10 protein-coding genes are annotated in these 14,879 nt (G+C 66.3%); 6 read left to right on the top strand and 4 right to left on the bottom strand.

The window, feature by feature from the left end:
• The first annotated feature begins 110 nt into the window (after positions 1–110).
• The 6 genes from FJ419_RS01850 to FJ419_RS01825 all read left to right on the top strand — a co-directional run bounded on the left by FJ419_RS01850 (position 111) and on the right by FJ419_RS01825 (position 10,745).
• Entirely contained in the window at positions 111–1,043 is a 933-nt protein-coding gene (locus tag FJ419_RS01850) for an alpha/beta hydrolase (RefSeq protein ID WP_140686999.1), read from the top strand.
• Between the two features lie 366 nt (positions 1,044–1,409).
• Positions 1,410–3,374, top strand: a complete 1,965-nt coding sequence (locus FJ419_RS01845) for a hypothetical protein (protein ID WP_140686997.1) — start codon at positions 1,410–1,412, stop codon at positions 3,372–3,374.
• Positions 3,375–3,385: 11 nt separating this feature from the next.
• Positions 3,386–7,267 (top strand): DUF11 domain-containing protein, encoded by a 3,882-nt coding sequence (locus FJ419_RS01840; protein ID WP_140686995.1) that lies wholly within the window; start codon positions 3,386–3,388, stop codon positions 7,265–7,267.
• Between the two features lie 171 nt (positions 7,268–7,438).
• A complete protein-coding gene (rpe, locus tag FJ419_RS01835; protein WP_140686993.1) occupies positions 7,439–8,116 on the top strand; it encodes a ribulose-phosphate 3-epimerase in 678 nt (225 codons plus the stop codon).
• 262 nt (positions 8,117–8,378) lie between these two features.
• On the top strand, positions 8,379–9,116 hold the full coding sequence (locus FJ419_RS01830; RefSeq protein WP_246679100.1) for a GntR family transcriptional regulator: 738 nt from the start codon (positions 8,379–8,381) through the stop codon (positions 9,114–9,116).
• Between the two features lie 108 nt (positions 9,117–9,224).
• A complete protein-coding gene (locus FJ419_RS01825; protein ID WP_140686989.1) occupies positions 9,225–10,745 on the top strand; it encodes a malonyl-CoA synthase in 1,521 nt (506 codons plus the stop codon).
• A gap of 218 nt (positions 10,746–10,963) precedes the next feature.
• On the opposite strand, the gene nagA is transcribed toward FJ419_RS01825, so the two are convergent.
• Genes nagA through FJ419_RS01805 form a run of 4 tightly spaced genes read right to left on the bottom strand, consistent with a single transcriptional unit; the run spans position 10,964 to position 14,806 of the window.
• The gene (nagA, locus tag FJ419_RS01820; protein WP_140686987.1) at positions 10,964–12,124 is read right to left on the bottom strand and encodes an N-acetylglucosamine-6-phosphate deacetylase; all 1,161 of its coding nucleotides are present in this window, start codon (positions 12,122–12,124) and stop codon (positions 10,964–10,966) included.
• On the bottom strand, positions 12,121–13,152 hold the full coding sequence (locus tag FJ419_RS01815; protein WP_140686985.1) for an SIS domain-containing protein: 1,032 nt from the start codon (positions 13,150–13,152) through the stop codon (positions 12,121–12,123). The genes nagA and FJ419_RS01815 overlap by 4 nt, the downstream gene beginning before the upstream one ends.
• Entirely contained in the window at positions 13,149–13,928 is a 780-nt protein-coding gene (locus FJ419_RS01810; protein WP_140686983.1) for a GntR family transcriptional regulator, read from the bottom strand. Before FJ419_RS01810 ends, FJ419_RS01815 begins: the two co-directional genes overlap by 4 nt.
• Positions 13,925–14,806, bottom strand: a complete 882-nt coding sequence (locus tag FJ419_RS01805; protein WP_140686981.1) for an N-acetylglucosamine kinase — start codon at positions 14,804–14,806, stop codon at positions 13,925–13,927. Before FJ419_RS01805 ends, FJ419_RS01810 begins: the two co-directional genes overlap by 4 nt.
• Positions 14,807–14,879: the final 73 nt, after the last annotated feature.

Genomic DNA, 14,879 nt, shown 5'->3' with positions numbered 1-14,879 from the left:
GGGAAAGAAGTGCCGTCGACGAAACTGCCAATCTCCCCCCTTGAGGGGGAGATGTCCGGCAGGACAGAGAGGGGGGCCTGGGCGCAATCATCTAAAGTTGGTCACGCGATATGACCGACTACAAAACCCTCATCGACGCCGAGACCTGGGCCTTCATCGAGAAGACCAACTCCTACTATCCGCCGGACACGATCGACTACACGATCGAAGAGCAGCGCGCGATCTACGACCGGATGTGCCGGGAGTTCTTTGCCGGCTATCCGCAAGGCGTGACCGCCTTGACGACAGGCATCGCCGACCGCATCCCGATCCGCATCTATCGCAACGCGGAGCCGAACAACGCCGCGACGGTGCTCTACCTTCATGGCGGCGGCTTTATCCTGGGAGGGCTGGAGAGCCATGACGATGTCTGCGCCGAGCTTTGCGCCCGCACCGGTTACGAGGTGGTCTCGGTCGACTACCGGCTGGCGCCGGAGCATCTGCATCCGGCCGCCTTCGACGACGCCATGGACGCGTTCGAATGGGCCGCCAGGACCTATGACCGCGCGATCGTGCTTTGCGGCGACAGCGCAGGCGGCAATCTTTGCGCGGCGATAGCGCATGCGACGCGCGGCCATGAAAAGAAGCCGGCCGGCCAGATGCTGATCTATCCCGGCCTCGGCGGCGACCATTCGCGCGGCTCCTACGTCACCCATGCCGAGGCCCCGATGCTGACGGTGCGCGACCTCGACTTCTACAAGCATATCCGCACCGGCGGCGTCGACCAGACCGGCGACATCACGCTCTATCCGCTGGCCGACGCCAATTTCGCCTATTTGCCGCCGACGGTGCTGATCACCGCCGAGTGCGACCCGCTGTCGTCCGACGGCGAGGCCTATCGCGACCGCGTCGTAGCGGCGGGCGGGCGCGCAGCCTGGTTCGAGGAGCCGGGCCTGGTGCATGGCTACCTCAGAGCCCGCCACATGGTCGGCCGGGCGCGGACGAGCTTCACCCGCATCGTCGAGGCGGTATCGGCGCTCGGCCGGGGCGACTGGATCTGGTAACGCCCCTGGCGACCGGAAACACTTTCCGCTCCGCTGCCCTCCCATGAACCTTTCCACGCCGGCCAGCGACTGACGGCCAGGCGCCGCAATGGTGCGGCCCGGAAAGGGAAAGCCGCCATGACCAGAAACCCAGAGACTCCGCGGTCTCCGGGAACATCGGAAGCCCAGCGCGATCACCGCCTTCGGGAAGGGCTCGACGCGCTGGGCTTTCGGCTGATTCCGTTGACCCTGCACAGGAGCAGGCGTATCGTCGCCAGGAGGAAAACAGACAATTCGATCGGGGACGAACGTGCCGCAACGCCGCGCCTTGCCCTGGTTGGCGCGGCAAGACCGGATGTTCCTTCCTGCGGCTTCGGGGGGAGTTCAATGTCTGGCGGTCGCGGCTCGTTCGTGCGTTCTCGTGGCGGCCGTTCACGCCGCGCAATAGCAACAACCGGTGGAATACTTGCCGTGGCGTTGTCCGCCGGCCTCTGGCTCGGCGGCGTTGCGAAGGCGCAGGAAACGCAGATCATCTATCCCGGATCGATGGCGGTCACCGGCTTCCCCGGGACCGTGATCCCCAATTTCGATCAGGGCTTGCCGCCCGGCGCCGATCCGGTCGACGAGACCTTCATCGATACGTCCCGCGCATCCTTGCGCATTTTCGACGTCGCGCATCTCGGCGGGCAGGCCTCCGGCCAGCTCGTCAACACGCCGCCGCCCTTCGAGGTAAGCGCCGGGCAAATCGGCGAGGTGTTCGGACTGACCTATGACGACGGCGTGCGCGATGGCGTGCCCTCGGGCATTCCCAACCTCTATGCCGCCGCGACCTCGCTGCATGGCGTCGAGATCGTCACGCCGGACGCCGACGACGACGGGCGTCCGGAGCGGCAGCGCCGCGGCGCCGCCGGCGCCGCCTTCATGGACGGCCAGTTCGGCACCGAGAATGGCGGCGGACCAGGCACGATCTGGAAGATCGACGGCATCACGGGCGCGGTCTCGAAATTCGCCGACATCGACACCAACAGCGGCCCGGGCATCGGCAATCTCGCCTTCGACCCCATCCACCGCCAGTTCTTCGCCTCGGATCTCGACACCGGCCTCATCCACCGCATCGACGCCAACGGCCATCTGATCGACACGTTCGACCATGGTGTCGCCGGGCGCCCGGCGCATGGGCTGGCCCCGGTCGCCGACGACGGCGCCGTCATGGATATTCAGGGCGCCGCCTTCGACACGGAAGATCCCGAGACCTGGGGCTATACGCAGGACGGGCGCCGTGTCTGGGCGGTCTCCTATCATGGCGGCCGGCTCTATTATTCGGTCGGCGAAAAATCCGAGATCTGGTCGGTCGGCATTGCGCGCGACGGCACGTTCGCCGGCGATCCGCGCTGGGAGCTGACGGTCAAGGCCGACAAGGACTATGCCGTCACCGACATCTCATTCGACAACAAGGGCTTCATGTATCTCGCCCAGCGCGGCCCGGTCGAAAACCGTTACGATTACAGCCGCTTCGCCGATTCCGGCAAAGGCGAGCTGATCCGCTACTGGCGCGAGGACCCGGACGATCCGGCAACGGAATCGGCCTGGGTCGAGGTGCCGCAAGAATATGCGGTCGGCTTCCCGCAAGGCAACCGGCAGTCGGCCGGCGGCGTCGACCTGCAATATGGCTATGATGCCGACGGCAATATCGACACCAGCGTCTGCACCGATACCGTCGTCAACACCGGCGACGAATTGCGCGACAATCCTGAATTGGCCGAGCGCCTCGCCGCCGGCGGGCCGCTTGCCGTGCACGGCGTCCAGCTGACGCCAAGCGCGCTGGTCAAACCGGCGAACGTTCCGCCCTTCGGCTCATGGTTCGTCGACTTCGACGGCTATTTCGAAGACCCCGAGGTCGAAGGCCATGTCGGCGACGTAAGGGTCTGGCGCCCCTGTGAGGGCCGCGCCGGCTACTATGAGGAAGTCCCCGGCGGCGGCTACCTGCCTCCGTTCTATCCGCCGGACTTCCCACCGCCCGGCAACCTGCCGCCCTGCATCGATATCGAGGACGTGCATTATTACTGCACGCCGCGCGGGCTTCAGGCCGAACTCTATCTCCATGACCATGCCGGCTTCGGCGGCGATTCGATCAAGGCACAGTCCAGGACGCCCGGCGTCGGGGTATTAACCCCCATGTCGCATGTCCCGGGCAAACCCTACACGATCGACATCACCGGCCATGATCCTGGCGACACCGTCAATGTCGGGCTCTGCTTCTACCGCAAGTCCGACCAGGACAAGGGTGGCTACTACCCTTGCTGCAAGATGACGCTGCCGCTCAGAACGCCAGCCGTCAGCTGCGAACGTTGAGGGAGGGACAGATGAGCAATCTCGCCCTTTCCAGCTTCGTTTCGAGCAACCCGAAACCCGTCATGGAGACGATCATGAAACCCCTGTCATACGCCAGGCGCGGTGCGCGCTGGCTGATGGCGGCCGGTATCGCGGTCGCCATGCTGCCGGCGCTGCCGGCATTCGCGGAAGACACCGCTCCCGCCAAACTCGCTGAGGTCGCCGGACCGGAGCCCAGGCTCGACCTGGACAATCCGCGCGTCATCAACCCAGAGCCCGGCCGGATCGTGCCCTTCTTCACCAAGACGGGCGGCCAGCGCAGCTGCGACTATGTCTATTATACGCTGACCTTCGGCCTGCGCGGCAACGAGCAGGCCTTCGGCAACCCGGTCTTCGTCAACGCGCTGAAAAACGCCAGGATCGACTTCAAGGACCAGCTTGCGCATGGCCTGAAAATCGTCAGTGCGCAGGTGACCGGCGACGGCACGGACGCTTCCGGCGGACCGCTGCCGGCGGCTGCGATCAGTAGCTCGGCCAATCCCGACGACACCGCGACGGTGTCCGATTTCCGGATTTCCGCCTCCGACCTCGACGGCTCGGGCACGCCGAACGAACGCACCATCACCTTCCGGATCCTGGCCAAGATAGACCAGGCGGCGTTTCCGGCGCCGGCCAACGTCGACAACCAAGGCCAGATCAAGGTGACGATGGCAGGCGGCCCGGCGACCATTATCCCGTTGCAGGATCCGAGCAAGCCGGATGACGGCAATATCCTCACCGGCGCGAAGACGACGATCCATATTGACGTCACCAAGTGCAATCCGCCGCCACCTCCCGGCAAGGAATGCTTCAAGGTCGAGCGCGGCACGGTCGACTGCGTGCCCGGCGGCGGCGCTTTCATCTACCACATGCCTGTCGGCCCGGAGATGGGCGGCAAGTGGGTGCAGGTGTCGACGACGACGCCCGGCGTCACCATCGTTCCCGACACGCAGAAGGTGCCGATCGGCGGCGGCGTGCTGAACTGGAAGATCATCGGCGCCTCGCCGGGCGAGGCCATCCATCTCATCGTGACCGGCATCGAAACCTATGCCGGGCCGAAGGAAGGCTGGGGGCTCTGCTGCACGCAGGTGATCGACATCGTCATCCCGCGGGATCTGAGATGCCCGCCCAAGGACAAGGAGCCGGACCTGAAGGTCGAGAAGCATGCCGACGTGCCGCGTTGCACCATGGCCGGCGGCTGCGACTTCACCATCACCGTCACCAATGTCGGCGACGCGCCCTATAACGGCAAGATCGTGCTCGACGAGGTGACGCTGCCGGCAGGCTCGGTGCTGACATCGGGACCGAACGCGCCCTGGGTCTGCGTGCCCGGCACGACGCCGATGACCTGCACCTACCCGCCGACCACGCTCAACCCCGGCGCTTCCGTCAACCTCAAGCTCGGCTTCAGGCCGGCGGGCGGATGGCAGGGCAGCGTGCTGCGCAACTGCGCCGCCTATGACTACCAGGCCAGCGGCAAGCCGCTGTTCGGCAGCCAGACCAACGATCGTGGCTGCGCCTCGATCCCGATCTGCCGCCGTGGCGACCGCGATCCGCAGTGCAACCCAGTCGAAAAGAAGGTCGACCTGATCCTGAAGAAGCGCGCCCGCATTCCCGTCTGCACAGCCGACGGCGTTTGTTATTTCGTGATCGACATCATCAACAACGGCACCGGCACCTATAACGGGCCGCTGACGGTGATCGACAACTACCCCAGCGGCGCGCCCACCTCGTCGACCTTCGGGCCGAGCCCGCCATGGACCTGCGGCCCGAACGGGCCTGGACAGTTCCGTTGCGACAATGCCGGCATCTCGCTGCCTCCGGGCGCCTCGACGCCGATCGTCGTCAAGGCGGTGATGCCGGCAAGCTACCGGCCGGACACGGTGGAGAACTGCGCCGAGGTAAAGGCCATTCCCGCCGAGGTCGATCTCGCCAACAACAGGGCCTGCGCCACCGAGCGCATCCGCCATCCGAATGGCGGCCAACCCGGCCTGCGCATCACCAAGGTGTGCGGTGGCGATCAGCTCGTGCGTGCTGGAATGGTTTCCTGCCGCATAACCGTCACCAATGCCGGCACCGCCGCCCCCACCGGACCAGTGCGGGTCAACGATGCCGCAGCCCTGGTGTCGGGGGGTGCTCCGGTCGAGATCCAGACCGTGACCCCCGACGGCGCGGGGTGGAGCTGCGGACCGGTACCCGCCAACACGCTGTCGTGCCAGATTCCCGGCGCCGTGATGACGCCCGGAACCAGCCGGCACTTCGACGTGACGGTGAGCGGCAATGGCGCGTTCGAGAACTGCGCGCGCGGCTCCTACGGGCCGGCGCCGGGGGACGATATCGTCTACCCGATCGGCCAGGCCTGCGCGAAGGGCGGCGGCACGTCCGCCATCCGTGTCGAGAAGACCGGCGATGCCGAATGCCAGCCGGGAGAACCCTGCTCGTTCGAGATCACCATCGCGAATGACGGCCAGAGCCCCTTCTCGGGAACGGTCCGTATCGGCGATGCGATCGGCGTGGAGGGCCTGGGCCGGCTGGAAGGCGTTGAGATCACCTCGATCGATCCGCCTTTCGGCTGCTCGCCGGAACCGACGACGCTGCCTCTATCCTGTATCGCCAACCTGATGCTGGGCGCCGGCGAAAGCCACACCCACCACGTCACCGTGATCCTTCCCGAGGAGGGGCGCCTCGCCAATCTGCAGGGGACGGTCAACGGGCAGAACTGTGTCGGCGTGTTGCCCCCTAACACGCCGGTGCAGGGCGGCGGCGACGGGCTCAACCGCGACCTGACCAACGTCAAGGGCAATCGCGGCAAGGCCTATGCGTGCCACCCCTTCACCATCAGGCATGAGGTGAAGAACCAGTGCTCGGATGGGCTGGTGCTGAACTCGGCCGGCCGTTGCGCCTGCCCGGACGGCACCACCTTCCGCAACGGCCAATGTTCCGGCAATGGGGGCTCTGGCGGCACCAAGCTGCTGCCTCTCCCGCCACCGCCGCGCTGCGTCCTGCTGCAGGGCCAGATCCGGACAGCGGACGGACGTTGCGTCTGCCCACGCGGCACGGGGCTGGAAAACGGCAAATGCGTGCGGGGCGACGAGCCGCAGGAGCCGCAGTGCACGCTGCGTCCCGGCCAGTACCGCGACCAGGACGGCAACTGCGTGTGCCGCCGCGGCGAGCTGGTGAACGGCGTCTGCCAGGTCATCCCGCCAAAATGCGCGGTGCGCGGCGCCGTGCCGACTTCGGACGGAAACGGCTGCACCTGCCCGGACAACACGCATCTCGACCGGGTGGCCAAGGCCTGCGTGCCTGACCGGCAGCCGCCCGCTCAGTGCCGTATCCGCGGCCAGTCCCGCAACGCCGATGGCGATTGCGTCTGCCCGCGCGGCACGGAGGTGCGTGACGGCGCCTGCCGGCCGATCGTGTCGAGGCAATGCCCGATCCGCGGCCAGTTGCGCGACGCCAACGGCAATTGCGCCTGCCCGGACGGGCTGGAGGTGCGGGGCAAGGCCTGCCAGCGGCCGAAGCCGAGCCAGGAGCAATGCACCATTCGCGGTCAGGTCCACAACAAGCGGGGCGACTGCGTCTGCCCGCGTGGAACCGAAATCCGCGACGGCGCCTGCCGCAAGCCGCAGCAGGAATGCGCGCCGGGTTCGCGCTTCATCGACGGTCAATGCCAGCCGGTGCTGATCAAGCGCTGCCCCGCCGGGACCACGGGACGCTTCCCGGACTGCACGCCGATCCGCAGAAGGCCGGGCATCGAGATCAACCCCGGCCTGTTGCTCAACCCGAACGTGTTGCAGCAATTGGTGCCGCAGCGCCAGCCGCGACGCGTGCTGCAGGACCCGGCGGGCGCCAACATCCAGAACTTCAAGCCGTAATCCCACGGCTGAGGACCAGGACCCGCCGGAGCGATCCGGCGGGTTTTCTTTTCCGCTTCCTCATGCTCTCTCTTTGATTTAGAGCCGGATTCAGATTTCAGGTCGACTCGAGCTGAAATCATCCGGCTCTAGGCAGTCCTGACATTGGCGTTCGGAAATGAGGCGAGCAGCATGAGCAAGAAGACCCTGATTGCGCCATCGGTGCTGGCATCGGATTTCTCCAAGCTCGGCGACGAGGTCGAGGCCGTCGCGGCGGCCGGCGCCGACTGGATCCATCTCGACGTGATGGATGGTCATTTTGTGCCCAACATCACCTTTGGCCCGCCGGTGATCAAGGCGATCCGCAATCGCACCAAGGCCTTCTTCGACTGCCATCTGATGATTGCGCCGGCCGATCCTTACCTGGCGGCCTTCGCCGAAGCCGGCTGCGACGGCATGACGGTGCACGCCGAGGCCGGGCCACATCTCGACCGCTCGCTCCAGACCATCAAGAATCTCGGCAAGAAGGCAGGCGTCTCGCTCAACCCGGCAACGCCGGAAACGGCGATCGAGTATGTGCTCGACCGGCTGGACCTCATCCTGATCATGACCGTCAATCCGGGCTTCGGCGGGCAGGCCTTCATCCCGGCGATCGTCGACAAGGTGAAACGGGTCAAGGCGCTGATCGGCGGCCGGCCGATCCGTATCGAGATCGACGGCGGTGTTTCGGCCGAAACGGCGCCGCTGGTGACCGCGGCCGGCGCCAATGTGCTGGTGGCGGGCGCCGCAGTCTTCAAGGGCGGCAGCGTCGAAGCCTATAGGGCAAATATCGAAGCAATTCGAACGGCTGCCGACAGGGCCGCCAGTTGAACGTATAACGGTGCGAACTCTCGCGGGAGTTGCACAACCGCGACAGCGATTGAACGATTGTTCATTCTATGAAGCGACCCAGGAACATCGTCTTTTCCCCGCGATTCTACTTTGTTCAATAAATAGACGGCCCGCTTGTCTTAAAGTCGAATATCGTCATCTTCCGCTTGAGACCCCTCATTGCCCGGCTGTATGATACATGTACGGGAATTGCTTCGCCGCGGGGCCCTGGCAAACCAGGGGCAAAGCAACAGGAGTTCGATTGACAAACGGAAGCACCGAGCCGGGCGAGAGCAAGGGCGCCAAAAGCACGCTTGCCAGCTCGGTCTACCAGCAACTCCGCGACGATTTGCTGCGCGGGGCCCTGGAGTCCGAGACGAAACTGCGCGTCGAGTGGGTCGTTTCCCGCTATGGCGCCGGCGCTTCGCCGGTGCGCGAGGCGCTCAACCGCCTGGCCGCCGAGGGCCTGCTCGGCCGTCACGATCAACGCGGCTTCTTCCTGATGCCGGTCAGCGCCGCGGAACTGGAGGAGCTGACGCGCACGCGCTGCTGGCTGGAGGAGCGGGCGCTGCGCGAATCCATTGCGCACCGCACCGCTGAATGGGAAGAGCAACTGGTGCTTGCCCTGCACCGCCTTGCACGCGCCGAGCGCCGCCTGCCGGATGACCCGGCAACCAACAATCCGGAATGGGAAAAGCTGCACCGCGCCTTCCACCGCGCCCTGATCGCGGCTTGCCGGTCGCACTGGCTGATCGGCTTTTGCGATCAGCTTTCCGACCAGGCCTCGCGCTACCGCCTGATTGCGCAAAACGCGCCCGGAACGGGGCGCGACGATCTCGGCGAGCACCGCATCATCGCCGAGCGCGCGCTTGACGGCGACGCCGACGGCGCGGTCGAGGCGCTTCTCAATCACTACCGCCTCACCGCGGCGATGTGCATGGAACGCCTCGCCCAGGGGTATGATCCGAGGGCCGGCAAGTCCCAACGCGGCCGTAAATAGCGGATTGAAAAATCAGCGCAGTTTTTGCTCCGGGCGCCAAATCTGGTATTCGCTCAGGCGAGCGCAAGGCATGCGCCATTCGGCCTTCGTCCGCCTTGAGGACATTTCATGACCAATCATCTCTTCAGCGCTTTCCGCTCCCGCATGCCGGCGCCCGGCCGGCTGCTGATGGAGACGGATGACGGCCGTTCGGTCACCTATGGCGACATGCTGGCGAAGTCGGCGCAGCTGGCGCATGCCTTGGCGCAGGCCGGCGTCGAGCCCGGCGACCGTGTCGCGGTCCAGGTCGAGAAGAGCCCGGAGGCGATGCTGCTCTATCTCGCCTCGCTACGCGCCGGCGCGGTCTTCCTGCCGCTCAACACCGCCTATACGCTGCCCGAGCTCGACTATTTCTTCCGTGATGCCGGGCCGAAACTGATCGTTTGCGATCCGGACCGTCTTTCGGGCGTCGAACCGCTTGCCGCGGCCGTCGGCGCGACGGTGCTCACGCTCGGTCGCGACGGCCAGGGAACGCTGGCCAGCCAGGCTTCGCGGCAGGCAACCGATTTCAGCGATGTCGCGCGCGGGCCGGACGATCTTGCCGCGATCCTCTACACTTCCGGCACGACCGGCCGTTCCAAAGGCGCGATGCTCACCCATGAGAATCTCGCCTCCAATGCGCGCGTGCTGGTGGAGCACTGGCGCTTCGGCGCCGACGACGTGCTGATCCACGCGCTGCCCATCTTCCACACGCACGGCCTGTTCGTGGCCACCAACGTCATCTTGATGGCCGGCGCGAAAATGTTCTTCGAGCAGAAATTCGATCCCGCGCGCGTCATTTCGCTCTTGCCGCGCGCGACCGCGCTGATGGGCGTGCCGACCTTCTATGTGCGGCTGTTGCAGCAGGACGGCCTGACACGCGAGGCGGCGAAGACGATCCGGGTCTTCATCTCCGGCTCGGCGCCGCTCTTGGCCGAGACGCACAAGGCCTGGCGCGAGCGCACCGGCCACGCCATCCTCGAGCGCTACGGCATGACCGAGACCAACATGAACACGTCCAACCCCTATGACGGCGAGCGGCGCGCGGGCACGGTCGGTCTCCCCTTGCCCGGCGTTTCGCTGCGCATCGCCGATCCCGACACGGGCAATCCTCTCTCGCAAGGCGAGATCGGCATGATCGAGGTCAAGGGACCGAACGTCTTTGCCGGCTATTGGCGCATGCCGGAGAAGACCAAGGCCGAGTTCCGCGACGACGGCTTCTTCATCACCGGCGACCTCGGCCTGACCGATGCCGATGGCTATGTCCACATCGTCGGGCGCGGCAAGGACCTGATCATCTCGGGCGGCTACAATGTCTACCCGAAGGAGATCGAGAGCGAGATCGACGCGCTGGACGGTGTGGCCGAAAGCGCGGTGATCGGCGTTGCGCATCCCGATTTCGGCGAAGGCGTCACGGCGGTGGTGGTGCGCAAGCCGGGCTCGGCGATCAGCGCCGCCGACATTGCCGGCGCCATCGCCGGACGGCTGGCGAAATACAAGCATCCGAAGCAGGTGATCTTCGTCGACGAGCTGCCGCGCAACACGATGGGCAAGGTGCAGAAGAACGTGCTGCGCGAGGTGTATAAGGACATCTATGCCAAAGCCGGCTAACAATTATCGAGCCGCAGCCTCGGAGATTCGCCGAAACGCCCATCGCTTCGTCATTCTAGGGCGGAGCAAGGAGCGCAGCGACGCGCGCAGACCTAGAATCCATGCCGTTACGCCAAGGCGTTGCTACGGTTACAGAATTCTGCGCCGTTGCTCTCTGCGGCAGTGGTCACGGAATGGATCCTCGGGTCAAGCCCGAGGATGACGAAAACCTCGAAGGCCTACGCTCCAAAGACCTGTGTCCCGCCGATCCAGACGTTCCTGACATCCAGCCCTTCCGACAGCCCGACAATGTCGGCGGCGGTGCCGTTGGCGAAGCGGCCGAGGCGGTGGGCCTGGCCGATCGCCTCGGCCGGATAGAGGGAGGCCATGCGCAGAGCCTCGTCGAGTTCCAGGCCGACGACGCGATGGACGTAGCGCACGGCGGAAATCATGTCGAGATCGGCGCCGGCCAGCGTGCCGTCGGCAAGCCGCAGACTACCGTCCTTGCGATAGATTGTGCGGCCGTTGAGCGTGAACGATGTCATGTCGGTGCCGATCGTGGCCATGGCGTCGGTGACGAGAACGATCTTGCCCGGCCCCTGCTTGCCGCGCAGTGCGAGGATCATCGTCGCCGGATGGACATGGATGCCATCGGCGATGATGCCGGCATACAAACCGCCGGTGTCGATCGCCGCGCCGGCCAGGCCCGGCTCGCGGTTGCCGATCTGGCTCATGGCGTTGAAGAGGTGCGTGACCACCGTGGCGCCGGCTTTGGCGAAGGCGGTGGCCGTCGCGTAATCGGTATCGCTGTGGCCGAGGCTGACGATGACGCCGGCCTTGGCCAGCGCCGCGACACGGGCCGGCTCGACCGATTCCGGCGCGATCGTGGTGAGCAGCACCGGCAGGTCCCGACGCGCGGCAATCAATGCCGCCTGATCGGCGTCGGTCATCGGCCGGATCAGGGCCGGATCATGCGCGCCCTTGCGGGCTATGGAGAGATGCGGCCCTTCCAGGTGCAGGCCAAGGAAGCCCGGCACCTTCTCCCGGGTGGCCTCTGCGCCGGCAGCGGTTGCCTCGGCGGTGATCGCCGGCGTGTCGGTGATCAGCGTCACCAGCAGCGCGGTGGTGCCGAACGGCGCATGCGCCCGGCAGATGGTCTCGATCGAGCCGACATCGGGATGGTCGTTGAGCATCACGCCGCCGCCGCCATTGACCTGGATGTCGACGAAACCGGGCACCAGCATGCCGCCACCGGTCTCGACCGTCGAAACGCCGGCCGGAATCGCCCCGGCGGGCAGGATGGCCTCGACGACGTCGCCCTTGACGACGAGAGCCGCGTTGTCGTGCCAGTCGGCACCGTCGAAGATGCGGGCCCCAGTGAGTGCGAAACGGTCGCTCATACGGTTTCCGTCACCTTGCGCAAATTGCGCGGCGTGTCGGGGTCTAGGCCGCGATGGCGGGCGAAGGCCTCGACGAAGCCGTAGAAAGACACGATCAGCGGCAGCGGATCGGTCAGCGGGTGGCCGGTGGCGACATGGGGGAGAAGCCGCGCGGCCTTCGCCTTGTCGGAGGTGATGTAGGCGGCGGCGCCCTTGGCCGTCAGACCGTCGGCCGCCTCGGCGACCGAGGGCTCGGACGCATCGCGCGCAGCAAGCGCCAGGACCGGGAAACCCGGTCCGACCAGTGCCAGCGGCCCATGCATGACCTCGGCGGCGCTGTAGGCCTCGGCGTGCATCGCGCAGGTTTCCTTGAATTTCAGCGCCGCCTCGCTGGCGATCGCGAAGGACGGGCCGCGGCCGAGGATGAACAGCGATTGCGGGTCCTCCAAAGCGCCGGCGAGCGCCATCCAGTCGCAGGCGATCGCCTTCTCGAAATGGCCGGGAAGGCCGGCGAGCGCCTTAATCAATGCCTGGTCATCGGTGGCATGCGCCATCAGCGCAAGGCCGGCGACGGCCGAATTGACGAAGGTCTTGGTGGCCGCGACGCTGCGCTCAGGTCCGGCCAGGATATCGATGGCATAGTCGGAAGCCCGCGCCAGCGGCGAGTCCGCCGTGTTGGTGATGGCGACGGTGAGCGCGCCGCCGGCCCGCGCGGTTTCAGCCATGGCGACGATGTCGGGGCTCTTGCCCGACTGCGAGATCGCCAGGCATGCGGAGCCGCGAAGTCTGAGCCTGGCGCCGTAAATGGACGCGATCGATGGCCCGACCGAGGCGACGGCAAGGCCTGCCGTCAGCTCGACGGCATATTTCATGAAGGTCGCGGCATGGTCGGACGAGCCGCGCGCCACGGTGACGACGAAATGCGGATCGCGCTCGCGAAGGCCGCGACCGGCCTCGGCCAACACGGCGGACGAGCCGTCGAGAAGGCGCGCGGCCGCTTCCGGGATCTCGTTGATCTCGCGCCGCATATGGGTGGTGCTGGCATTCATGGCCGGAGCTCCTCTCCCGGCCCGGTCAGCCGGAGTTCCGCGACGAAATCATAGGCGTCGCCCCTGTAGACCGAGCGGGTGAACTCGATCACCTTGCCGCTCGCCAGATAGGAAATGCGCTCGATCTGCAGCCCGGCAACCCCCGGAGGCACTTCCAAGAGGCGCGCATCGGCGTCGCCCAGATTGGTGGCCGAGATGCGCTGCACGGCGCGGACCGGGCGATTGCCGGTCGTTTCCAGCGCCGCATAGAGCGAGGAGCCGATCGCCTCGGGATCGGGCAGGACGCTGGCCGAGAGCGCCGCGCGCTCGATCGCCAGCGGCGTGTCGTTGGCGATGCGCAAGCGTGCGACGCGCGCCACCAGCTCGGTCGAGGAGAGACCCAGCACCATCATCTCGTCCGGCGACGGCGCGTAGAGGCCGCGGTCGAGCCAGACCGAGCGCACATTCATGCCGCGGCGCGCCATGTCCTCGGTGAAGGAGGTGAGCCGCGACAGCGACTGCTCGACGCGCTCCATGCGCGGCGCGACGAAGGTGCCCGAGCCGTGGCGCTGGACGAGGATGCCGCCCTTGACCAGGTCCTGCACCGCCTTGCGCACGGTGACGCGCGAGATGTCGGCCTTGCTGGCGATGTCACGCTCGGAGGGCAACGCGTCGCCCGGACCGATCAGGCCGCGATTGACCGCTTCCTCGATGCTGCGCCTGAGCTGCAAATAGAGCGGCGCGCCGCTCTGCGACGACTCCCTTAGCATCGCGAAGATCTGGTCGGCGGCGCTCATCGGGCGGCCTCCGAACCCTTGGCAAAGATGCGCACGGCCATCTGCACGGCGCCGCCCAGCGCGTCGTCGAGCGGGGCTTTGAGCAGCGCCTGATAGCGTGCCGAAAGGCGCGGCGCGTAAAGCGGCGCCAAGCCGCCGAGCAGGCAGAGCGGCGCATGGTCGGCAAGGTCGAGCGCGCCGAGCGAGGCCTCGACATCGGCGACCGCCTTGGCGAGGATAAAATTGGCGACGAGATCGCCCTTTTCTGCATGCTCGAAAACCTTTGGCGCGAAGCCGCCGAAATCGCCAGGCTTGGCGTTGGTGGTGAATTCGACCACGTCTTCGGGATTGTTGCGGAAGACGGCGAGCATTGCGTCGGTCAGGGGTGAGCCCGGACGGATGCCGTCATAGGCAAGCAGCGTCTGTTCCAGCAGGTCGCGGCCGATGCGGGCGCCGCTGCCCTGGTCGCCAACCTGGAAACCCCAGCCGCCGATGGCGCGCGACTTGCCGTCCTTACGCGCCATATAGGCGGTGCCGGTGCCCAGAATGGCCATGGCGCCGTCACCGGAGCCGACCGCGCCCTCGAGCGCGATCTCGGCGTCGGTTTCGACGCGACTCCGGCTGAAGGGCAGGATCGCTTCGAGCTGCTGCCGATAGGTGCCGACATTGGCGCCGGCGAGACCGAGAATAGCCGGCGTTTGGGGAATCAGCTCCGGATCCGCGCCGGCGGCCAGAAAAGCCTGCCTCGCCGCTTCGACGATGTTGGCGCGGGCGCCGGTGAGGTCGGTGCGGATGTTGGCGGCGCCGCTCTTGGCGCGACCGACGACGGCGCCGTCGACGGTCGCAAGGCCCGCCCTGCAGCTGGTGCCGCCGCCATCGATGCCAAGCACGAATTTCACGCGATTTCTCCTCAGGCCGAAATAATACCAATAAAATACCAATAGCCAAGAGTTAATTTCTGTTCAAAAAAGA

The sequence above is a fragment of the Mesorhizobium sp. B2-6-2 genome (assembly GCF_006440615.1).
Lineage (GTDB): Bacteria > Pseudomonadota > Alphaproteobacteria > Rhizobiales > Rhizobiaceae > Mesorhizobium.
The sequence above is the reverse complement of the archived record's forward strand: the minus strand, read 5'-3'. Positions and strand labels throughout refer to the sequence as shown.